Source organism: Brevibacillus sp. 1238 (assembly GCF_029892995.1).
In the GTDB taxonomy this organism is placed as follows: Bacteria; Bacillota; Bacilli; order Brevibacillales; family Brevibacillaceae; genus Brevibacillus; species Brevibacillus parabrevis.
The window spans coordinates 222,689-244,741 of record NZ_JARXWC010000007.1; the positions used below are offsets into that span (position 1 = coordinate 222,689).

Annotated in this window: 17 protein-coding genes; 10 read left to right on the forward strand and 7 right to left on the reverse strand. The window is 52.6% G+C overall.

Features of this window, described 5'->3' with window-relative positions; all coding sequences use genetic code 11:
* The first annotated feature begins 2 nt into the window (after positions 1-2).
* The 9 genes from M2298_RS18035 to M2298_RS18075 all read left to right on the forward strand — a co-directional run bounded on the left by M2298_RS18035 (position 3) and on the right by M2298_RS18075 (position 8,923).
* Positions 3-650 carry a phosphate starvation-inducible protein PhoH gene (locus M2298_RS18035; RefSeq protein ID WP_173597275.1) on the forward strand — a complete coding sequence of 216 codons (648 nt, stop codon included), beginning with the start codon at positions 3-5 and terminating at the stop codon, positions 648-650.
* Entirely contained in the window at positions 647-1,252 is a 606-nt protein-coding gene (locus tag M2298_RS18040; RefSeq protein WP_122962386.1) for a hypothetical protein, read from the forward strand. The genes M2298_RS18035 and M2298_RS18040 overlap by 4 nt, the downstream gene beginning before the upstream one ends.
* On the forward strand, positions 1,252-1,899 hold the full coding sequence (locus M2298_RS18045) for a cell division ATP-binding protein FtsE (protein WP_173597276.1): 648 nt from the start codon (positions 1,252-1,254) through the stop codon (positions 1,897-1,899). Before M2298_RS18040 ends, M2298_RS18045 begins: the two co-directional genes overlap by 1 nt.
* The gene (locus M2298_RS18050) at positions 1,896-2,771 is read left to right on the forward strand and encodes a cell division protein FtsX (protein ID WP_173598983.1); all 876 of its coding nucleotides are present in this window, start codon (positions 1,896-1,898) and stop codon (positions 2,769-2,771) included. The genes M2298_RS18045 and M2298_RS18050 overlap by 4 nt, the downstream gene beginning before the upstream one ends.
* Positions 2,764-3,738: a hypothetical protein gene (locus tag M2298_RS18055; protein WP_173598984.1), complete on the forward strand. Its 975-nt coding sequence runs from the start codon at positions 2,764-2,766 to the stop codon at positions 3,736-3,738. The genes M2298_RS18050 and M2298_RS18055 overlap by 8 nt, the downstream gene beginning before the upstream one ends.
* Positions 3,739-3,765: 27 nt before the next feature.
* Positions 3,766-4,671, forward strand: a complete 906-nt coding sequence (locus M2298_RS18060; protein WP_280648822.1) for a hypothetical protein — start codon at positions 3,766-3,768, stop codon at positions 4,669-4,671.
* A 472-nt stretch (positions 4,672-5,143) separates the two neighbouring features.
* A complete protein-coding gene (locus M2298_RS18065) occupies positions 5,144-6,382 on the forward strand; it encodes an MFS transporter (protein ID WP_280648823.1) in 1,239 nt (412 codons plus the stop codon).
* Between the two features lie 187 nt (positions 6,383-6,569).
* Complete coding sequence (locus tag M2298_RS18070) at positions 6,570-7,670, forward strand: nitric oxide synthase oxygenase (protein WP_280648824.1); 1,101 nt, start codon at positions 6,570-6,572, stop codon at positions 7,668-7,670.
* A gap of 269 nt (positions 7,671-7,939) precedes the next feature.
* Positions 7,940-8,923, forward strand: a complete 984-nt coding sequence (locus tag M2298_RS18075) for an iron-hydroxamate ABC transporter substrate-binding protein (protein ID WP_122962392.1) — start codon at positions 7,940-7,942, stop codon at positions 8,921-8,923.
* A 72-nt stretch (positions 8,924-8,995) separates the two neighbouring features.
* Here M2298_RS18075 and M2298_RS18080 read toward each other — a convergent pair whose 3' ends face one another.
* A complete protein-coding gene (locus M2298_RS18080) occupies positions 8,996-10,630 on the reverse strand; it encodes a family 10 glycosylhydrolase (RefSeq protein WP_122962393.1) in 1,635 nt (544 codons plus the stop codon).
* A gap of 203 nt (positions 10,631-10,833) precedes the next feature.
* Here M2298_RS18080 and M2298_RS18085 point away from each other — a divergent pair, with 203 nt between their 5' ends.
* Positions 10,834-11,784, forward strand: coding sequence for an esterase/lipase family protein (locus M2298_RS18085; protein ID WP_122962394.1), 951 nt, complete (start codon positions 10,834-10,836; stop codon positions 11,782-11,784).
* Positions 11,785-11,861: 77 nt separating this feature from the next.
* Here M2298_RS18085 and M2298_RS18090 read toward each other — a convergent pair whose 3' ends face one another.
* The 6 genes from M2298_RS18090 to M2298_RS18115 form a co-directional block, all read right to left on the reverse strand.
* Entirely contained in the window at positions 11,862-17,327 is a 5,466-nt protein-coding gene (locus M2298_RS18090; RefSeq protein WP_280648825.1) for a SpaA isopeptide-forming pilin-related protein, read from the reverse strand.
* Between the two features lie 81 nt (positions 17,328-17,408).
* Positions 17,409-18,011: a class D sortase gene (locus M2298_RS18095; RefSeq protein WP_173597282.1), complete on the reverse strand. Its 603-nt coding sequence runs from the start codon at positions 18,009-18,011 to the stop codon at positions 17,409-17,411.
* Positions 18,012-18,284: 273 nt separating this feature from the next.
* Complete coding sequence (locus tag M2298_RS18100; protein WP_122962408.1) at positions 18,285-18,917, reverse strand: LysE family translocator; 633 nt, start codon at positions 18,915-18,917, stop codon at positions 18,285-18,287.
* Positions 18,918-19,079: 162 nt separating this feature from the next.
* On the reverse strand, positions 19,080-20,852 hold the full coding sequence (locus M2298_RS18105) for an SH3 domain-containing protein (protein WP_280648826.1): 1,773 nt from the start codon (positions 20,850-20,852) through the stop codon (positions 19,080-19,082).
* Positions 20,853-20,866: 14 nt separating this feature from the next.
* A complete protein-coding gene (locus M2298_RS18110; RefSeq protein ID WP_173597284.1) occupies positions 20,867-21,802 on the reverse strand; it encodes a hypothetical protein in 936 nt (311 codons plus the stop codon).
* Entirely contained in the window at positions 21,799-21,948 is a 150-nt protein-coding gene (locus M2298_RS18115) for a hypothetical protein (protein WP_007778284.1), read from the reverse strand. Before M2298_RS18115 ends, M2298_RS18110 begins: the two co-directional genes overlap by 4 nt.
* Between the last annotated feature and the right edge of the window lie 105 nt (positions 21,949-22,053).

The window sequence follows — 22,053 nt, forward strand, 5'->3', positions numbered from 1 at the left end:
ACATGGATCAACGAACCGATTTTTTGATGCTCGATTCGGGCTGCTGCTTTGGGGAGCCGCGTCTGAAAGACCCGAATTATCAAGATTTTTTTTCCTTCATCGATGTGTACGATTTGCCGGGGCACGATTTGTCGCCATACAAGTGCCTGGTGATTACCGGGCTGATCGACCAGGAGCTTTTGTACAAGCAAAAAGAGCAGATTCGTGATTTTCTCGACGGAGGGAAAGTGCTGGTGTTCAGCGGCAATCTGTTTTTGCCGTGGCTGCCGGGCGCGTCTGCTTTTGTGCCAAAAGAAATTCGCAATCATTCCGACTATGATGTGACGATCGCCAAGGAGCATCCGATTTTTGCCGGAGTGCAGACGTACGACATGACGTACAACAAAGGTGTTGCAGGCTTTTTCGCCAGAGGCCATCACCCGCTGCCGGACGGGGCTGAGGTGTTGTTGACCTTGCCGGGGGGAGAACCGATTACGTATATCGACCGGAACAGTACGAAGGGCACGATTCTCGTCCATTCGGGAAATGACTTGTTCGGCTACAATCACCCGGGAAAATCGACCGGACGAATTGCGCTGCAACTCACCGAGTGGGCGCGGAACGAATATCGGCAGCTTCAGGAGCCTCAGGAAAGGGGAGCGTACGCATGAGAAAGATCGCAGCTTTGTACGGCGGCAGCTCGCAGCATTTTCGCAGTTTGAACGAGCCGAAGTACCGCAAGTATTACGACAGGCTCATCTACTTGCCTGATCTTGAGAACACGTCGCTGGATGAGTTCGATGCGCTGGTGGTTCCCTCGCAGCTGCACATGGGACTGGTGATGAAATCGCGCGAGAAAATCAAACAGTTCGCGGAAAAGGGCGGGATTGTCGTCGCTTTCGGTCCGCAGCCGCGCGAATGGATTCCGGGGCAAAACTGGGAGCTTCGCCCGACGAACTTCTGGTGGTGGCTGGACAAAAACGCGAAGAGCGGGCTGGTGCTGCAAAAGCCGGACTACGATCTGTTTTCCTACATTACGCTGGCAGATGCGACCTGGCATCAGCATGGGGTGTACTGGCCGCCGGAGGGTGCCGAGGTGCTGATTTCGACCGAAGACGGGGGAGCCGTCCTGTATGTCGACAAGGTGAGCACAGCGGGTACGTGGATCGTCACTACGCTTGATCCGGACTTTCATTTTGGCTCGTACTTCATGCCTGCGACAGAACGCTTTCTCGACGGCTTCCTGCCGTGGCTGGCAGAGGGGAACGTCTGATGATCCGGCTGCAAAAGCTTTGCAAGAGCTACGGGGAGAGAGTCATTCTGCAAGACCTCGACCTGCATCTGGAAGCAGGGGAGTTCGCCTTTTTGCAGGGGCGGTCGGGTTCGGGAAAAAGCACGCTGCTCAAGCTTTTGTACCGGGAGCAAACCGAGTTTGCGGGACGCATCGATATTAATGCCGTCCCGATCGAACAAATCCGCAAATTCGAGTTAAGGCGAATGATGGGCGTCATTTTTCAATCGTTCGAGCTGCTTCCGCGAAAGACGGTCATGGAAAACGTGGCGCTCGCTGGCGAGGTCGTCGGAAAACGGTGGGGCGAAATCGAACCGGAAGCGCAGCGGCTGCTTGCAAGAGTCGGACTGCTGGATCGGAAGGATGTCTTTCCTGACCAGTTGTCGGGGGGCGAGCAGCAGCGCGTTGCGATCGTGCGTGCCCTGCTGAATCGCCCGCGCATTCTTTTGGCAGATGAGCCTACCGGGAATCTGGATAGCGAGACAGCGTTTGAAGTGATGCAATTGCTGAAAGAACTGCATGTGGAGGAAAACATGGCGATGTTGATTGTCACCCATTCGGAGCGGCTGGTTGAACAATTTCCGGCAAAGACGTGGATGATGGAGCAGGGGCGGGTACGCGTCGTATGAACAGACAATCGTGCATGTACATGCTCAGGGATGCGCGCGAAGGCATTCAGCGAAACATAGGGGCTGCGGCGGCTGCGGCAGTCTTGATTTTTGTCGCAGTGCTCATCGCGGGCATCCTGTTGCTCGGAAGGTTCGGTGTCGGGGATTTGATGGGCTATCTGGAGTCACAGGTAGCCATGAAGCTGTATGTAGACCCTGCTGCGGATACGAAGGCTATCGCGGCCATTTTGCAGGAAAAAAGCTTCGTTCAATCCGTCGAAATCGAGACAAAGGCGCAAATGCTGGAGCGATTGGCCGGATTTTTTGCCGGGCGGGAGCACCTGCTTGTCTCTTTTCAGGAGAGTCAAATTCCGGACGCAATCCGCCTGGAGCTGCGCGACAAGACGCAGATCAAGCTCGTGGCGGAACAATTGCAGACGATGAACGGCATCACAAAAGTCGTCTATCCGCAGGAATTTGCCGAAACGATCTTGCGCTGGTCGGCCCAACTGAACAAGTACGGCTTGGGCTTGCTGGTCGGTCTGGGCGCGCTCGCTTTCGGGATGGTGTTTATCGCGATGAATCTGGCCTTGTATCAAAGGCAGCAGGAGATTCGCGTCCGGCTGTTGCTTGGTGCGAACCCGTGGCATGTCAGGGGGCAATTTTTGTTTGAAGGCTGGCTGATTGGCTTCGTTGGCAGCTTGCTTGCGGCCGTAGCGATTTATTGGCTCTTTTCGGGCATGCTGTTGCCTTTGCAAAAACAGTTCCCGCTGGTGTTTCACTTCTCGCAGCAGCTGGTGTACGAGATGATGGGAGGCATGGCGCTCGCAGGCTCTTTGCTAGGGCTGTCAGCCAGCTATGCTTCGACAAGGAAGCTGATCAATCATGCGTAAAAAGTTGATGCTGCTCGTGGCGGCAGGGCTGTTTTTGGGGGCGACAGGGGCGTATGCGCATTTGACAGGCGCATTTGCGAATTTTCTCGTGACCGTCAACGACGAGAGCACCACCGAACGGCTGAAAGCAGAAGTGGCTCAGACCAAAAAAGAGATCGCCAGGCTTGCGCCGCAGATTGCCAAGCTTGAGAAAAGCTATGTTGCGGATCAAAAGGTAGCAGTCGACAAGCTGCAATTTTACAGTGAGATGGGATTGGATACGTGGGTCAGCTTGTTGCAGCAGCAACAGGAGCCTGTCGATATTCTCGGCAGTCAATGGCTGATCGAGCGGAATCTGGACGCATACATGGAGGAGCTGGACAAGCTGTATCTGGCTTACAAGCAACTGGTCGCCACGAAAGAAACGCTGGAAGGACACGAGAAGCTGCTTGGCATGATTGAGCAAAATCTTCAAGCCAGAGGCGCATTTCTCGCCGACAACCCGGAACTGCCGATCGAGCAGCTCGCCAATTATTTGGATATCGACTGGATGGCGGAGGTGGAGCCGGCTTTGCTCGCCATTTTGGCAAAAGACCGCGCTTTGACGGAGCAGCAGGCAGCCACCTGGGCTTCCACTCAGACGGGCACCGCTTCCCAGCCGTATCGTCTGGACGAAAGCTGGATCAACGAACGCAGCGAGCTGCGCTACTTTTTCCGTTCGGATCACGTGTACGTGGTGTTTCAAAAGCCTGACTTGCACGTGATTTTGATTGGACAAGTGTTGAAAGATGCTTCGGATGCGGCTGCCCTGGTTTTCGAGGCGGGATTTTTCAACGGCTTTTTGATGCCGGAAACATTGATTGAGGAATTGCAGGGCTTCCGCATTCCTTATGCACAGCTTTTGCAATTGCCTCGTGTACAGGCGCCCTTTTATCTCCAGCAAACAAGCGGAGGGCTGATCGTACGAACCGGAGATAGCCAAAACTAGCAGATCATCTGGATGGGAGAGAAAGACATGAGAAGGAGCTTGTGTTTGTTGGCGATGCTGGTATGGCTGTTGCCGAGCCTGGTATCGGCGCACATCGTCAACGAGCAAAACTTGTACGACGATCTGCAATATTCCAAGGCGACGTCGCAGATCGTGTATTTGAGCGGCCTGGGAGTGATTCCTTACGATCATCACGGCTCGACGCTGTTTTCCCCGCAGGAGAAGCTGACGCGTGAAGAGCTGGCGTATTGGGCGGGAACGTTCGGGAAGCTGCAAGAGAGCGGAGCGGCCCGTACAGCAGTGACAGCGGCAGCTTTGGCAAAAGGACTCGTGCCCTCTTTGGACGGTAATGCCACGTATGCGGACGTCAATCAGGCTTACTTTGCAGGCAAGTTGGCTGTGCAGGATGCCGGACGTGAGCTGACTCGCGAGCAATTTGCGTTGTTTGTGTTCGAGCACAGAAAAGATGAGGCCGAAGGGAAAAGCTTGTACGACCGGGGCGGCTTTCTCGCGGGGCCAACAGGCAAAGTGGACAAAGTGAGCGTTCGCGAGGAAAAAGATGCAGAGGGCAAGGCTGCAAAAGTGTATTCGCTTACTGTATCTGGCGCCGTGTATGACGTGTCGGCGCATCCGCGCGTGCTGCAAGCCGCGGTTGACCCGGCAGAGTGGGAAGGAAGGGCGATTCAGGAAGCGTGGCTGATGAATGTCGCAGGCAAACCGCAGCCGCAGCTCCAGCTGATTCAGTTTGAACAAAGCGCCAATGCTTCCGCACAACCGGAAAAAGCGGCGAGTGCAGACCACGAGCATGAACACGCTGGTCATGAAGCGGCAGCCAGCAGTGACGAGTCGGGGTCATCGCTCATTCCTCTGGTGATCGTCGTTGTTTTGCTCGTGCTTGTCGGCGGCTTTTTGTTCACGCGAAAACGGAAATAAAGCCGCAGCCGCTATATGGCGCTATGGATAGCTATAGGGAAAGCGAACGAAACGGGGCTTTGTCAGGGGCGGTCTGGCGAAGCCCCTGCTTTTTCTTGCGAACCGGACCGAACAGATCAAGCCAATCTAATCCATAAGTCGAAAATGGATTGACAGTGGCGCAGGCCGCGTCTTAGGATAGACAGTAACTCAGCATGTTTGGATGGAGGTTCTGTTATGTGGTATGTACGCATGCGCTAATCAGGCACGGACGACTCGCCCGTTTTTCGATGGGTTATTTGTCATGCCTGTATAGTCAGCTTGCGTATTCCTCCAAAGCTCCCTGCCTGATTCGTTGTTAGGCAGCTCTTTCAAGTGCTTTGATGCAGCAAGCTTTCGCACGGATGACACCCCCTCGGACGGGACGTTCTCCGTGCTTTTTTGCGTCCAAAAACGGATGCCGCACTTGAATGTCCACATGAGGAGGATGTATATGAATACGAAAAAAGACAGTTGGAAGAGAACTTTTTATACGATTTTTGCCGGGCAGGCTTTCTCGCTTCTGGGCAGTGCCGTTGTTCAATTCAGTATCATCTGGTGGCTGACAGAGGCGACAGGATCAGCGGTGGTGCTGACTATCGCTTCGATGGCCGGCTTTTTGCCCCAGGCTTTGATCGGGCCTTTTGCCGGAACGATTGTGGATCGGCTGGATCGCAAAAAAATCATGATAGCCGCAGACATGTTCATTGCCTTTGTCAGTCTTGTCCTGGCTATGTTGTTTTTCGCCGGGATGGAGCCGCCTGTTTGGGCCTTTTACGTGATTCTTGGCTTGCGTTCGATCGGAAGCGCGTTTCACATGCCGTCCATGCAAGCTTCCATCCCGCTGATCGCGCCCGAAGATCAGCTGATGAAGGTGCAAGGCTGGATGCAGACGCTGACCTCTGCCGTACACATGGTGGGTCCGATGCTCGGTGCCTTTTTACTGGCCTATTTTTCGATGGAAGCAGTGCTCTTGCTCGATGTTTTGGGGGCGCTGCTGGCAAGTGCCGCTTTGCTGATGGTGCATATTCCGAATCCTGAGCGCAGCGCGCCGGAGGAAGGCGCGAGCGGCATGCGCAGCGAGATCAAGGCAGGGCTGCGCGAACTGATGAAGTCAAAAGGCTTGCTGGTGATCACAGCGGCAATCGGGTTCACGACGTTTGTGTATGTGCCTGTTGGGGCATTGTTTACTCTTATGGTACTGAATCATTTTGGCAAAGGGGCGTGGCATGCCGGAGTGGTCGAGTTTTCTTTTGCAGCAGGTATGCTCGTCGGCTCGCTGCTTTTGGGCAGCTGGGGTGCCAAGCGAAATCGCGTGTACTTGTTGACAGGCGGGATTGCGTTGCTGGGAGCGGGACTGTTCTTCGCGGGGCTGTTGCCTGCGTCCGGATTTGTCGGGTTTGTGCTGCTGTCGGGCTTGATGGGGGTATCGGGACCATTGTTTGGCGGGCCGTTTGCGGTGCTGTTGCAAACGACGATCGACCCGGCTGTTCAGGGACGAGTGATGTCTCTTGTGAACAGCCTGATGCTGATCGCGACGCCGATTGGTTTGTTGGTGGCAGGCCCGGTAGCTGAGGCAATCGGGGTGGACAGATGGTTCTCGCTGTCCGGTATTGCCATTGTGCTCATCGGCTTGTGCCCCTTGCTCTTTCCGGCAGTGAGGGAGCTGAAGGCATCCGCAGCGAGCCAGTAATCACGTGCATACAAACAGCCAAGGTCACGCATGGTGGCTTTGGCTGTGTTTGTGTCAACGGAGTGGATGGAGGTTTTACAGTTATGTGTCGAAATGCCTGTGAGATTGGTAATGCAAGCCTTGTAAATTTATAATGAAGGTGTACATGAACAGCGAGGAAGCGCCTTTCAGCGGGAAAGAGGGTACTATGGAACCAGATCAACGGATTGAAGCAGTTCAACACTTTATCCGCACCTGCTACAGCGAATTGAATAAAACAGAGGCCGAGACAGAGCGACGTTTGCAGCAAGTCCGGCAGCAGATGGAGTCACAAGGCTACTATGAGCATACAGAGGAGGAGTTGCGTCACGGGGCGAAAATGGCCTGGCGCAACAGCAATCGGTGCATTGGCCGCTTTTTCTGGGAGTCGCTGATTGTGTTGGACGAGCGCCATGTCCAGACAGAGGAAGAGATGGCGCAGGCGTTGCTGCGACACATCGAGTTCGCGACGAACGGCGGAAAAATCCGGCCGACGATCACCGTCTTTGCGGCGGAGACACCAGAGCGCCCAGCCATGCGCATCTGGAACCATCAGCTCATTCGCTATGCCGGATATGAAACCGAGTACGGCGTACTGGGCGATCCGATATCGATTGAATTGACGAAGCTCTGTATGAGCTTGGGCTGGCAAGGCGCTGGCACTCACTACGACATTTTGCCGCTCGTCGTACAGATCGGGGATCGCAAGCCGCAGTTTTTCGAGATTCCACCTGAACTGGTCATTGAAGTGCCGATTACTCATCCGGAAATAGCAGGCTTTGCGGACCTTGGCTTGCAATGGTACGGCGTGCCGATCGTGGCTGATATGCGAATGGAGATCGGCGGCATGAATTACTTGGCGGCGCCATTCAACGGCTGGTACATGGGAACGGAAATCGGCGCGCGCAATCTGGCAGACGAATATCGCTACAACATGCTGCCGAAAGTCGCAGAGGTCATGGGGCTGGACACGAGCCGGGAAGCGACGCTTTGGAGGGACAAGGCGTTGGTCGAACTGAATGTGGCCGTCCTGCATTCTTATAAGGAAAAAGGCGTGTCGATTGTCGACCACCATACAGCCAGTCAACAATTCAAACGTTTTGAGGAAAGAGAAGAAAAAAATGGCCGGGCCATTACAGGAGACTGGACATGGCTGATTCCGCCGATTTCTCCTGCGGCTACGCACATTTTTCACAGCGCGTATGACAACAAGCTGGAATCGCCGAATTTTCATTACCAGACCAAACCGGAATGGCCCCAAAATAAGTGATCGAAGATGTCGCGGACGACGGTTCGCGGCATTTTTTTGTAAAGAGGAAGTCTCCGTAAACAGATTGCCGAACCAAAAATCCAAAGGTTTTTACTGGATGTAAAGGCGCGATGCGGGCAGAAAAGCACCGCCAAGAAGCTTGCACAGCATTAGAGCTGTATGGGATTTACAGTGATTTTCTTCGACAGAACAGTGGCGAAATCAGTAAGATGTGATAAAATCATAACGATAATGATTATCATTATTACAAAAGATGGGGGAGATTCACTTTGCGCAAAACCGGGTTTTACAAATCAAGCTTGCTGGCGATCATGCTGGTTCTCGTAGGGATTTTGTCGGCTTGCGGACAAGCTCCAGCCAATAACGCCGCTCAACCAGCGCAGGAACAAAAGGCTGCTCCGGCGGCGACCGAAAGTAACAGTGAATTTATCACGTACCAGGCTCCGAATGGAGAGGTGAAAATTCCGAAGGACGTGAAACGATTAGTTGTGCTTGCCGATATTTACGCCGGAGATTTCCTGGCTTTGGGGATCAAGCCGATTGCCGTTACCGATCACGTCTTGCAAAACCCGTACATGAAAGGCAAACTGGACGGCGTGGAAAGCGTTGGCGACGGTACTTCCGTTGAGAAAGTGCTGAGCATGAGTCCAGATTTGATCATCGTGTTTGAAGGCGATGCCAATACGGCAGAGTTGTCCAAAATTGCTCCGACCGTTGCTGTTCCTTACGGCAAGAAAACGTTCCGCGAGCAGCTTCAAGAGTTCGGCAAAATGACAGGCAAAGAAGACAAAGCCAATGAATGGATTGCGGCTTGGGACAAGAAAATTGCTGATCTGAAACCGAAAGTACAGGCGGCGGTAGGAGACAAAACCGTTGCCATCCTTCAGCCTTACGCCAAAGGGATTTACGCCTTCGGACACAACTTCAGCAGGGGCGGCGAAATCATTTACGGCGAATTTCAGTTGAAGGCTCCGGCTGCTACGCAAAAAGTTGCCATCGACACTGGCACGGGCTGGGCAGATGTTTCGCTGGAAACACTTCCCGACTTTGCGGGTGATATCATTTTCACCAGCGGATGGTCTGGAGATGATACCAATCCGGATGGCGTGTATGAGAACAGCGTATGGAAAAACCTTCCTGCTGTAAAAAACAATAAAGTATTCCAGCTCGACCGCGTCGGCTCGTATTTTAACGACCCGATTTCGCTGGACGCGCAGCTCGATTTCTTTGTAGAAAAACTGACGCAAAACTAGGCCAATTCAATAGAAAACCCCCGAACCGGACAGCGGCAGAACGCTGATCCCGGCTCGGGGGTTTGTCTGTTTTTAACGGTTGTAGTAACTGCTGAGAGCTTGCAGCAGACCGAGCGGATTTTTGCGCAAATCTTTGGCGCTAAAGAAGATGCTGCCTTGCACTTCCGGAACGGATGCGTTGAAGTTCAACTGGTTGATAATTTCCTGAGAGCTTTGCCAGCCTGCCTCGGCTGTTCCCAGCTTGTAAGGAGAGTGGCCGATGAAAAGCTTGACGTTGGTTCCGCGCACCTCGTCTGCCCACCAAGTAACGAGCTTGTCGTACTGGGCTGGTGCAAAGGAAAGGCTCCAGTAAACTTGCGGCGTTACATAATCCATCCAGCCTTGCTTGATCCATGTGCGCACGTCGGCATACATGTTGTCGTAGGCGGTGACCCCTGCTTTCGTGTCCGAGCCTGTCTGATCGACGGCGATGTTTCGCCATACGCCGAATGGGCTGATCCCGAACTGGACGCGAGGCTTGGCACTTTTGATCGACTGGTTCAGCTGTTGGACGAACTGATTGATGTTGTCGCGGCGCCAGTCGGCTTTGGTCGCGATTTTTTTGCTGTTATAGGCTTTGAAGGCCGCGTCGTCATTGAAAGTGCCGTTGGACGGATAGAAGTAGTCGTCCAGGTGGACACCATCGACGTCGTAACGCTGCACGACCTCCATGATTTCGGCAATGATTTGCTGACGGGCTTGCGGAATGCCCGGATTGATGTACAGCTTGTTGCTGGAATTGACAATCCATTCAGGATGCTTTTTCGCTACATGCGTAGCGGCCAGCTGGTCGGTTTTGGCATCTACATTGGCGCGGAACGGATTGAACCAGGCGTGGAACTGCATGCCGCGTCTGTGCGTTTCCTCGACCATAAAAGCAAGCGGGTCATAGCCCGGATTTTTCCCCTGGGTGCCAGTCAAGTATTTGGACCAAGGCACCAGTGAAGACGGGTACAAGGCGTCTGCGGAAGGGCGCACCTGCACGAATACGGCATTCATGCCCATCGCTTGCAGCTCGTCCAAAAGTTGTATGTATTCCTGCTGCTGCTTGCTCTGGTTGCCGTAGGAGCCAGTCGACGGCCAGTCCAGATTGTAGACAGTAGATACCCACACACCGCGCAAAGAACCGTTCTGGACAGGCGGGGTTGTCGGTACAGGTACAGAACCAGAACCGTTATTGCCGCCGGAAATATCTGCGGGCGGCGGTGTAACGACAGCCGTGCTGCCCGTCAACAGCGTAATCGTTCTTGTTTCCTGCGCCCAGTTCACTTGCAAGCCAAGCTGTTCGGAGACAAAACGGAGAGGAACCATAACCCGGCCCTGTCTGTTTTGAACCGAAGCATCCAGCGGGATCGTGCTGTCGTTTACGAGCGCGTAAGTCTGATTAATGGTCATGGACAGCACCGTGCTGTCTTTTAAAATCGTGGCTGTCTGGGAGTTTTGATCCCAGTATACTTCTGCGCCAAGACTTTCGCTGATGACCCGCAAAGGAACCATCGTGACGTTTACTTTCGGGATGATGTACGGAGCGACGTCGCTTCTGATTTGCTGCCCGTCCAATAAGATGCTGATGCCAGGAGCTGCCTGCGCTGTTTGCACAGATGTCCCCATCGCTGGAATACACAACACGAACATAAGCAAAAGCATGAACCACTTGCGTAACTTCATTTTGTGAATCCTCCGACACGTAATATTTGCGGCAAAACTCTCACTAAACGTTTGACGTCTTATTATATCGCTTTGTTACGGCGGAATGGGAGGAGAATTGAGTCGATTCGGTTCATTTCGACAAAAATAAGGTCGTTGGAACCACCCAAGCTGATGAGGAATAGGCAAAGACATAGCCATTTTTTAGGGAGAGGAATAACTGCATGAGTTTGTTTCTTTCACAAAAGGTGCCGATTGTGTTTGTTCCGGGGCTGTTTGGGTCGATGAACGATCAGATTATTCCGGGAACCGGAGACTGGAGCTTTGGACTTGCGAGAACTGCATATGAACCGTTTGTTCGTATGCTGGAAAATATGGGATACCGTTTAAACGAGCAGTTGTTTGTTGCCTTTTATGATTGGCGTCAACCTGTCGGCCTCTCCGCCGAGCAATTTCTTGTGCCTGTTATTCAATGGGCGAAGCAAAAGACAGGCTCGCCGTATGTCAATCTGGTTTGCCACAGCATGGGCGGGCTGGTAGCCAGGTCGTATGTACAAGGGGATGCGTATCAAAACGATGTGGACCAGCTGCTTGTTTTTGCCACGCCAAACGCAGGTTCTCCGATCAGTTATTGCTATTGGGCTGGCGGAAAGCTCCCGCGTTCGGTCCATGCCAAAAGAAATGTAGTCGAGATTTACATGAATGTATATTTGGCTTATTTGGAGCACGGAAGACCGTTCAAGCGGGTGCAGGCGATCCAGAAACATTTTCCGAGCCTGCTTGATTTGGTGCCTGCGGCTGACTATGGGGATTACTTGCTGGAGAAGAAAAACGGGGTCGAATCGTTCGTCCCGTACAGCAGCATGGTGGTCAGAAATGAGTATGTCGATCTGCTCAACCGTACGATGGGGATTATTTACGACCGCAACATTCGCGTCACGGTTGTAGCAGGGGTCGGGCACGAAACGATCCATTACTTGCGCACCGTCCCATCGTTGTCTCCGACAAAATGGGTCGATGGCAGAGTAGTAGGCTCGATCAACAGCAAAGCCGGGGATGGCAGCGTCATGGCAAAAAGCGTTTTTGCCTTGGAAGGTGACAAATATTACGTGGAAGCATCGCATCTGGATGTTTTGTATAAAAGCGAACCGCTCCTGTGGCAGCTTCTGGGATAGCAGCATGTACGGGGACGGGGGCAAGCAAGAAAAAGAGGACTGAGCCAGGAGAAGCTGGCCCAAGTCCTCTTTTTGAATTATACGGCGCTCTTTCTGCGATACAGCAGGATGGAAAGACCGATCAGCAGGGAGGAGATTCCGGCGAGCAAATAGCCCGTTGGTGCTTCCTCGCCAGTCTGTGGCAGCACATTTCCGCTTGGGAACGTTTCGTCCGCGTTGTTTTGTACGTTGGCGTTTTTCGAGCCTGCGGATTCGATTGGCTGGGCAGGAGTGCCGGGGCTTGCTGTCTGTCCGGCGTTGTTTGTCTGCTCAGGGTTGCCGGATTGTTCGGGTGTGGCAGGTTGCCCAGGAGTACCGGATTGCCCAGAAGTGCCCGGCTGTCCCGGAGTGCCTGGCTGTCCCGGAGTGCCTGGCTGTCCCGGAGTGCCCGGTTGTCCTGGAGTGCCCGGTTGCTCAGGAGTACCTGGCTGCTCAGGAGTATCTGGTTTGTCCGGCTTATCCGGTTTGTCTGGTTTATCCGGCTTTTCGGGTTTTTCAGGTTTGGTCGGCTCTTCCGGATCTGGATCGGTACCGCCGCCTGTTTTTACCTTGTTCTCCACAACGACTTCCACGTGTTTGCCTTTGGTTTGCCCTTTTTGGACAACAAAGGCGATCGGCGTGCTGTCTTTCTCATAGCCAGCTGGCGCTTTTGTCTCGATGAACTCGTATTTGCCAGGGTTGAGGTTCTCGACGATCAGTTCGCCGTTCTCGTCAGTTGTGAGATTGTCCTGCACGGTCCGGCCATTCTCGTCCTCCAAGGTGAAGACCGCTCCTGCCAGCTTGCGATTCGCATTTCCAGCCTTGACCTTGATCAGTTTGACTGAACCTGGAATCAGCTTGTTGGTCAGAGTGAGGGAGAGCGGATCGCCAGCGGTCAAGTCGAAACGCAGAGGGTCTGCCAGCTGATAGTCGGCAAGCGCCTTGGTTTCAACGAATTTGTACGTTCCAGGCTGAAGGTTCTCAACGTGGATTTTGCCATTCGCATCCGTAATCAATCCGCTTTGTACCACTTTGCCGTCTGCATCAACCAGATCGAAGGTGACACCAGCGAGTGGTTCCTTCGTAAAGTGATCGATTTTCAGCAATTCCACGGAGCCTGCCTGCGGGATTCCTGTAATGACTTGGTTTTCCGCGATGACTTCCACGTGTTTGCCTTGGACCTGGTTTCTTTTGATCTCGAAGGCGATTGGCTTGCTTGTTCTCATGTAGCCAGCCGGAGCTTTCGTTTCGACAAACTGATACTTTCCGGGATTGAGGTTCTCCACAATCAGTTCGCCGTTGTCATCGGTCGTCAATTCTTTCAGTTCCAGCCCGTCTTTATCTTTGACGGTTTGCCCATTTTCGTCCTCCAGGGTGAAAACGGCTCCCTTCAGCTTGTGGTTGGGATAGCCTGCTCTTACTTTGGTCAGTTTGATCGAGCCTGGAATCAGTTTGTTGGTCAAAGTAAGCGTCAATGTGCCTTCGTCGACCAGATCGAATTTCAGCGGAGCCGCCAGCTGATAGTCCGGGAGTGTTGTCTTCTCCACGAACTGGTAGCTTCCGGCTTTGAGATTCGGAACGGTAATTTTGCCTTCCGCATTCGTTGCCAATCCGCTTTGCACCAGTTTGTCGTCTGCGTCAAGCAGGTCGAAGGTGACGCCTGCGAGAGGTTCCTGCGTGAAGTGGTCGATTTTTAGCAGTTCAACCGAACCGACGTTTTTCTCGTTTTTCATGGTGAGCTTCACGATTTCCGTCTGGTTGGCAACGATGGTGAATGTTTGCGGAGTGGTATCCAGTTTGTACCCTTTCGGCGCTGTTTTTTCTACCAGACGATAGTCGCCTGTTGGCAGATCACCTTTGAACAGCTTGCCGTCCGGTCCTGTCGTCAGTTCAGCGACGTCTTCGAATGTGCCGTTTTTATCGAACTGGAGCAGGAAAACGGCCCCGTCCAGTTGCTTCGCTGCATTTTCCGAGTCCACCTTGGTCAGCTCGAAACCTTGCCGCAGCAGTTTGTTTTCCACGGTGATTTCCAGCGTGTAAGGGACTGCGGGATCGGGCGTGCCGGAAGCTTTCAAGATAAGCTCTTTGCCGCTGCGGTACTCATCCGGGATGACGTAGACAGCTGGCGCGGAAATTTCTTTCAGCTTGTAAGTTTTGTATTTGTAATTTTTGAAAAGGGCAAGACCATCGGCATCTGTCACGATTTTTTCCAGCAGAGTCGCTCCCGATTTGTCGTACAGCCCGAACTCTGCCCCGGCCAGAGGCTCTTTCGTGTCAGCGTCTTTTTTAATGACTTGGATGTGGCCTTTGCCCGGTGTGTTTGCCCCGCCGCCTGCACCGGACAATTTCACCTTGATGCCTTCATTCCCTTTATCGTCGACCCCGACAACGGTTTTGCCTGCAAAAGAAGCTTCATTGTCGATCTTTTCGCCGTCGTCAGCGTTGATAAACGACTGGTATTCGAGGATGTAGGCTGTGTGCAGTTCATTTTTGAACGTGATGGAAAACGAATTGCCTTCTGTGTGCAGCGTGTATTCAGCCGCATCCAGTTCAGTCGACTTGAACAGCGCTCCGTTGGCAGAGACATCCGTTGTGTACAGCTTGAAGGAATCTTGCAGCAAAATTTGATTGGCAGACAAAGTATCCTTCAACTGGGCACCTGCCGCGATTTGCGACTGGCTCGGGTTGATCATGATGCTCCAGAATGCGTACTCAGATTCTGCTCCCGTACCTTGACGGCCTGTTTTCAGCAGGTAATCTCCGCCGTATTTCGGCTTCACAGTCGTTGATCCTGTGAAGAGCGGAGGGGTAGAGGTGTCACTGTCGTGCAACGTCGCTTTGTTTGTGTATTCGCTCTGGACGGGGAGATTTTCCAGGTTGGTTTTGTAGGTAATACGGACAGCGGATTTGATTTCGCCGAGGTGTATTTCAAAACCGTCGTTGCCGTTTTCCTTCAGCTTCTGGAAGTTGGAGAACGGGATTTCCTCGTCCACGACTTCTACACCGTTTGCTCCACCCGTCAGCTTCAGCTTGTAAACCTTCAGCGAGTTGTCCACGAAAGTTTGCTCGCCGCTGTAAAAGCCGCGCACAATCGCATTGAAAATCTGGTGAAGGTTGTAGTTCACATCGATTGTCCATGTAATTTCTTTCGTCTTGGCGTTGTATGTGCCCGTCTTGTTTCCGTTGTTCGTGGTGTAGCGGTCTGGAGTGACCGTAGCCGATTTGGTGATCGGTGTCTGTGGCGTACCGTTTTCGGTCCAGTTCAACGTAGCTTCGTTTTTGTAAGCGGTCGGACGGTCTTTGGACGTTGGATCGAATCTGGTTTCGTACGTGATCACATGGCTTTTGGTCAGTTTGTTCATGAACGTGATTTTAAAGCCTTTTGCGTAGTCGGGATTCGGTTCCAGCGTGTAGTCTGTGTCTTTTTGCAGCTCGTTCGTCCAGTCGCTGACTTTCACACTTTCCGGGATGAGTGTCAGCCCCTGGCCTGCGTAGTTGTCCGTGATGAACAGGCCCGCGTCCATTTCCCAGTTGTCGCCGTTGAGGTAGAGGGTCCATTCAATCGTTTTCTTGTCGTAATTGACCCGTTCTTTTTTGGCCGATTTCCAGAAAATTTCCTGGTTGATGTCCCTTGGAGCTTCCGCTGTATCGCCTGCGCTGTTTTCCACTTTGTTGATCACCGTGTATTTGTCTTCATGGACCCGCTTTTTCGCTTTGGTTTGGTAGACGATCTCGTAAGCTGTTGTCACGTCTTCGGCAAACTGGAGCTTGAAGCCAGTCGGAGTGTCCGTTACGGTGTAGTTTGTAACAGCTGCTCCCGCCTTGGTTGCCTTTCCGTTATCGTCGATGCTCATTTGATAAACGGTGAAAGAGCCAGGCAAAAGCTCCTGATGATTCGTATCGAATGTGTCCGCGATCCAAGCGTTGGCCTGCGGGATCGTTTTCTCATTGTAGTTGTACTGGATCGACCATGTAATGGTTTGGGTTTCCGATTTGTAGTCAGGCGTACCTTTGGTCAAGGGCTTGCTGTACTTGACCGAGACGCTTGCCGAGTCTTTCAGGGCATCAGGAAGATTGCTTCCTGTGACAGTGGCCTGGTTGGTAAACGTTTGATCTTTGCTTTCCGTGATCTTGGTTTTGTACGTGACTCGATAAGCGCTGTTGATATCGCCGAAATTAATTGTAAATCCGTTGGCTGTCGTCAATTTTTCAGGGGTAAAGGAAGTGATTTCGCCCTTTTGATTGACGAGGCCGTTCAGATTTACTTCCAGCGCGTACACTTTGATGGACGTCATGTCGATTTCCAGACCGTTTGGAAGTTCATCTGTAAATACGGCGTCTTTTATCGGGTGCTCCCCTTGGTTAAAATCAACCGTCCAGTCGATTTCGCTGGCGTTCATCCCTTTGTTTGCTTTGGCTGCCTTTTTGATTTGAGTGTCGTTTTTGTTTTTGAAGTGAACCTGAATCAGGGCGACTCCGTCCAGTTTGAAGTCAATTTCCTGTCTGGTGCCCCCTTCAAACTTCAGTTCATCAAACTCGCGCCAAACAAAGAAGTAGCCGTTATCTACCTCTTGCCCATCGTTGATGGAATCGTTGAAGGTAAAAGTGACCTGTCCGTCTGTTGTCACCTCGTACGTTCCGTAGCCTCCGTCGAGGTCTCCGGTCAAGACGCGGTCTGTTTTGAATTTGTCCGGTAATGGAAAGGAGAAAGTAGAGCCTTCGGAATAAGCATGGCCTGCTTCCAGCTTCCATGTGAAGTCGATTTGAACGCGCGATCCCTGGTCCGGTCGGATTTCCTCGATGTTGTTCCCGTTTTTGTCCTTCATAACCACGCTGGTGATGATGTTCTCGGTTATGACGTCGCCTTGTGGGACAGGCACTTCAAGGACAGGCGGGGGAGCGCTTGGCGATGGCGGGACAGAGCCGTCGCCCGGGACGGGGCCCGTGCCTGTGCCGGGGGTGGTGCCGGAGCCGTCGCCGGGATTCGTGCCAGAACCGTCACCGGGGTTGGTGCCAGAGCCGTCGCCGGGGTTGGTGCCAGAACCATCGCCGGGATTCGTGCCAGAACCGTCACCGGGGTTGGTGCCAGAGCCGTCGCCCGGGTTCGTGCCGGAGCCATCACCTGGGTTGGTGCCAGAGCCGTTGCCCGGATTCGTGCCAGAGCTGTCGCCGGGGTTGGTGCCGGAGCCATCACCTGGGTTGGTGCCAGAGCCGTCCCCCGGATTCGTGCCGGAGCCGTCGCCGGGATTCGTGCCGGAGCCATCACCTGGGTTGGTGCCAGAGCCGTCACCCGGATTCGTGCCAGAGCCGTCGCCTGGGTTGGTACCAGAGCCATCGCCTGGGTTGGTGCCAGAACCGTCACCGGGATTCGTACCGGAGCCATCCCCCGGATTCGTGCCCGTTCCATCATCTGCTGTGGTTGCAACTTGCCCATTTGATGCCGCATGAGCTGTTGTTGCCATGCCAAAAAGGCTTTGCACAATGAGCAAGAAGGCCACAACAACTATCCAAGATTTCCTTCGCATAAGCTCCTCCTGTCATTTAAAAAAGCACTGCCAGAAGAGAAAACCAATGCTGCCCGGCATGGATGGTTGGTTGCATCATCGTCAACTTTTCGCGGAAAGCTTCGCTTGCACGATCAATCGCTCCCGCGGGTTTTTCGCTCCGACAGGCGTGCAGGTGACCAAGGTGAGCAATGGCTCTGCCTGATCGTCCAGCACCTCTACTTGAGTGCGATCGACGACAAACGTTTTGACGATGACAAAACGGTAGTTGGCTGTTTTCGTTTGAATGTCGATTTCATCATTCGGCGCCAGCTCATCCAGCCGATTGAACTGCTTGCCGCGTGTTGCTCCGCGATGCCCTGCCAGCCCGACGTTGTTTTTTCCAAATTCCTTATCCGGCTCGATCATCCCGGCCCCTTTATTCAGAACCAGGGAATCTGCGCCTGCAAAAATCATCATTTCCAAGTCAATTTTAGGAATCCGGATCACGCCTTTGGCCCCTGCAAGCAAGGCAGCGGGCGCAGAAGTCTGAGCAGTTGGCGCAGTGGTTTTTTCTGCTGGTACATGCTCGCTTACGCTACCCATCTGCTCGAAAGCGTAGATGAGTTGTTTTTGTTTTTGATCGTGCCGTTCCAACTCCCATTGCGGGTAGAAAAGAAAAGCCAAGCCTGCGAGGATAAATCCAATGCCAACGAGTACCCGCACTTGTCTATCCCCCTTCGGTAGCCATGCCTGTGTGCATACTCACTCCTTTCCTGTCTCGTTTGCGAGCCCGTTCCAGCAATGGCATCTTTTCGTACAAAGTTGTCGGGTTCAAAAAAGCTGCCCGGTTTGCGCCATGCAAGGAAGTAGAAAAAAATGCCTGAACCCATAGTAAATTTCCGCCCTATACAAATTCTCTACAGCACAAAAAAGCCGGGCGGAGAAAGGCTCCAGCCCGACTTGGCAGTTGGTTTTGTTAGCAAAAAACATTCACTGTTACGGAGTAGCTTTAGCACGCAGCAAGTTCAGTCCCATCCCGATGAAGACAACTCCTGTGAGCTTGTTCAATACCACAGAAATCTTCGGATTGCTGCGCAATTTTGCGGTGGCAAATGACGCGAAAAGCGCGATGATGCTGCACCAGATTCCGCCTGTTACGGTAAAAGTCAGGCCAAGCAGGAGAAAAGGCAGCGCCCCGGCGTCTGACGTACTGACAAACTGCGGAAGGAAGGCAATGAAGAACAAAGCAACCTTCGGATTGGTCAGACTGGTGAGAACACCTTGCCAATACACTTTCTCGGTGTTGGCGTGCTGCGTGGCGGCACGATCCATCGACAGAGGCTCTTTGGTCAGGAACATGCGAACGCCGAGATAGACAAGATAGGCGACGCCGAGAATTTTAACGATGGTAAAAAGCAAAAGCGACTGCGCCAAAAGCATGGACAAACCAAAGGCTGCGAGCAGCGTGTGGATCAGCGAGCCCGTCAATATCCCGAACACAGACTGGATTCCCGCCCGTCGTCCCTGGGCAATGCTGCGCGAAATAATGTACATCGTGTCAGTGCCGGGGATCAGATTTAACATGATTGCTGTGAGCAAGAACGCTTCATAATGAACGATGCCAAACATGGTGGGTCTCCTCGCTGTTTCCAAAAGTGAACAAAGAACTAAGGAGCAATTATAGAATAATCTGATTGTGGATTCAACGGAAAAAATAGAAAGCTCCCACCGCATTACAGAGCGTGCGATGGAAGCTGTTTCTTTTTCGATAGGCGAGGCACTGGCACTTCCTTACGGAGAGGGAGCGGAGTCAGGCTTTCCGGCGGGAATCCACCCGTCTTTTCCGTCAAACTCAATCCGATACCAGCCGTTCATCTCCTCGACAGGCTGAGGCGGCGCGTCTTTTGCCACTTGACCGATGACCGGATACTCTTGGCCTGGCCCTGCATGCACCTGGATGATCTGGGACGAAGAGCTGTTATCCGTTTGTTCACCCTCACTCGCGCCCTGATCGACCGACGAAGCATCATCAGGCTCGCTAGTCCCGGAGTCCGTGCTGTCCGGGAGCATGTCTGCCAGCTTGGAAATATATTCGAGGCCATCCCTGGTCAATTTGAACAAGGCGTATTCCTTCTCGCCTTTGCCGACCGCATTTTTCAAGACGACATGCTCGCGATCTTCCACGCCGAAATCATCTGCCTCTGCGGAAAACACCCGTGTCAACTTTTCCGCGGACAACTCCGGCAGCAGTCCGACATAGGCAAATGGGCGTTCTTTTCCGGCCGATTGCACGAAAATCAACGGAGCTTTTTCCGCTCCAAGCTCACTCGCCAGCTTGGCGGTAGCCGATTTCATGTCGACTTCGAGCGGCTGCTCCAAATAGAGCAGGGAGTCATTTGGCATTTTCGCTGCCAGATAGAGACGCTGGTCTGCTTCCACGAGTCCGAAAGCGTAGAGCTTGGCTCCCCACAACTCAGTGCCGGAGATGATTTTGGTAAAAAGCTTGTCTGGATATTTCGCTTCCAGCATGTGGCCGGGCTCGTAATCGAGCCAGCGATTCTCTACTTCGCTCACCAGCGTGCTGATATCCTGCAACGGATTCAGTTGCTGATACAGCTCAATCGCTTTTTGAAACTTGTGCGCTTTGACTAATTGCTCGGCCTGCTTGAAGTAGGCTTCCACTTGCTTGCTGATCGCTTCGAGCGTCGGCGAATCGGTGGGGAGGACATCCCCGATTTTGCGGTACGCCTCAGCCATGTCGACGAAGGCGGCAAGGTCTTGCTTGCGAATCGCTTCTCTCAATTCGTCCTTCGCGTATTTTTCCAACCGGGTAAGCAGCCAGCTTGCATCGACACCTTGCTGCGTGTAGTGGCGCAAGCTCGACGCTGTTCGCGTGATTACTTCGTCAAAAGAGGCATTGGCAATCAAAGCACGCAGCTTCGCTTTTTCATAGTCGGCAAAAAGCGCGAGCAGCTCGTCCTGTTTCGCCTGTTTTCCACCGTAATACTCGTCAGGAATGGCGATCAGCGTGTCGATAAAGGACTCGTCCCGATAGCTTTGCTTCTCCAAATTTTCCTTGGACTGCGCCTTCGCCTGTTGCAGCGCCTGCTGATAGTAGTCGGCCAACTTTTTCTCCAGGTTGATCTGCGCAGTGAACTGCTGAAAAAAGGCAGAGGCTGTGCCAGCCGTGCCGTTGTACTTTTCCCGCATCGTCTGGTAAATCCGATAGGCAGCAAGCACGTTCTCGTCCTGCTTACCCATTATGGCCGTCTGCAATTTTTGCTGAAGCTCCTCCAGTTCACGGCGCATGGCGCTCAACCGGGTCATGACAACAGTCCACTCTTCGTCTCCGTACGATAGCGTCGCCATGTCGCTGGCACGGGAAAAGCTTTCCTCGGCTTGAAGCAATTGATTGGCGTCATAAAAGGATTTCGCCTGATCGTACAGCGCAATCTGCCTGTAGCCGAGCGCCAATTTGACGCAGACAGCGACAAGTGCGAGCGAAAACAGGACGAGCGCTGCATTTCGGACAAAGAGCGATTTTTGATAGGAGGATATTTTCATCAAAGGCTGCTCCCTCACAATACTCCTTTAAAGTCAGGGTCAAATGCAAAATGAGTATCCACCCTGTTTTTAGCAAAATGGTATAATTGTTCCCAGTTCTCGTTGCGATGGTCCCTGATCATTTTGGCGAGTCGCAGCAGTCGCTCACGCGGCAAATAATCGATAAACTCGATGATCAAATCTTGATACTCTTCCACATACGCTCTCATCCGCAGCGCCGCACCAGCCACTTGTCCAATCAGTTGCTCGCCGTTTTCGAGCAGCAAAATTTGCGCTTTGTAGCGCCTGACATAATCGAGCACCGCTTTTTTGACGAGCGATGGCTGTACTTTGACTACTTCACGCAAATATTCCATAAAGTCTTTGTCATAAGTCGATGGGATGAGTGTTTCCAGCTCAAGCTCCATGTCTTTTCGCAGCACAAAATGGTTCAGAAACATGATTTTGCGAATTTTAATCGTATCAGAGTCAACGAAGTAGCCGATTTCCCGTGTTTTTTCGTAGGCTTCCTTGATCTGTCCTGCTTTGACGTCAGCGCCTACTTGTTCCAGGTGATAGAGAAACGATTTTTTCAGAGCTTCTTCCTCCTGGCTGAAAAAGGTTTGCAGCTGAGCGTCTTTTTCATAAGAGCCGTACTTTTTTTGGATAACGAAAAACAGGCAGACAAAAAGCAGACCAACGCCTATGGCAATGGCGATCTCCGTCAGAGTCGTGGCACAGAGAATCGCGAGGCAGACGAACAAGCCCAGAAGCAAAAAGCGTGTCTGAACATACCGGCGAGTCACGGCAGCAGATACTTCCCGCACAGGAGTGTACGCTCGTCCGCATGTCTCGCAGTGCGTATCCCACAGAACGTGGTAAGTATGGCATCGCTTGCAGGCCTGGATTCGTTCAAAAGCGTGCTTTGTTTTGCGGGTTTTCCGGAATTGGACACCGATTCGTTTTTTCATGGCTGATTCCTCTTCTCGTTTAACAAGCGATGCAGATGCTGGTCGATTTCGGCTGCCGAGAGATTGCGCCGTTTCAGTCGCAGCAGCTTGAAAAAGCGCACTGCCAGCAGCAAAAAAGCGGCAAAGAGAAGAAAGTAAGTTAACATAAAAATTCTCCCTCATGAAAGTGTCGAAATCTGTAACAAAGAATCACGTCGTATCGTATTACGAGTAGGAGGACAAGCAATTATCTACTACTTTTTCACTACTCT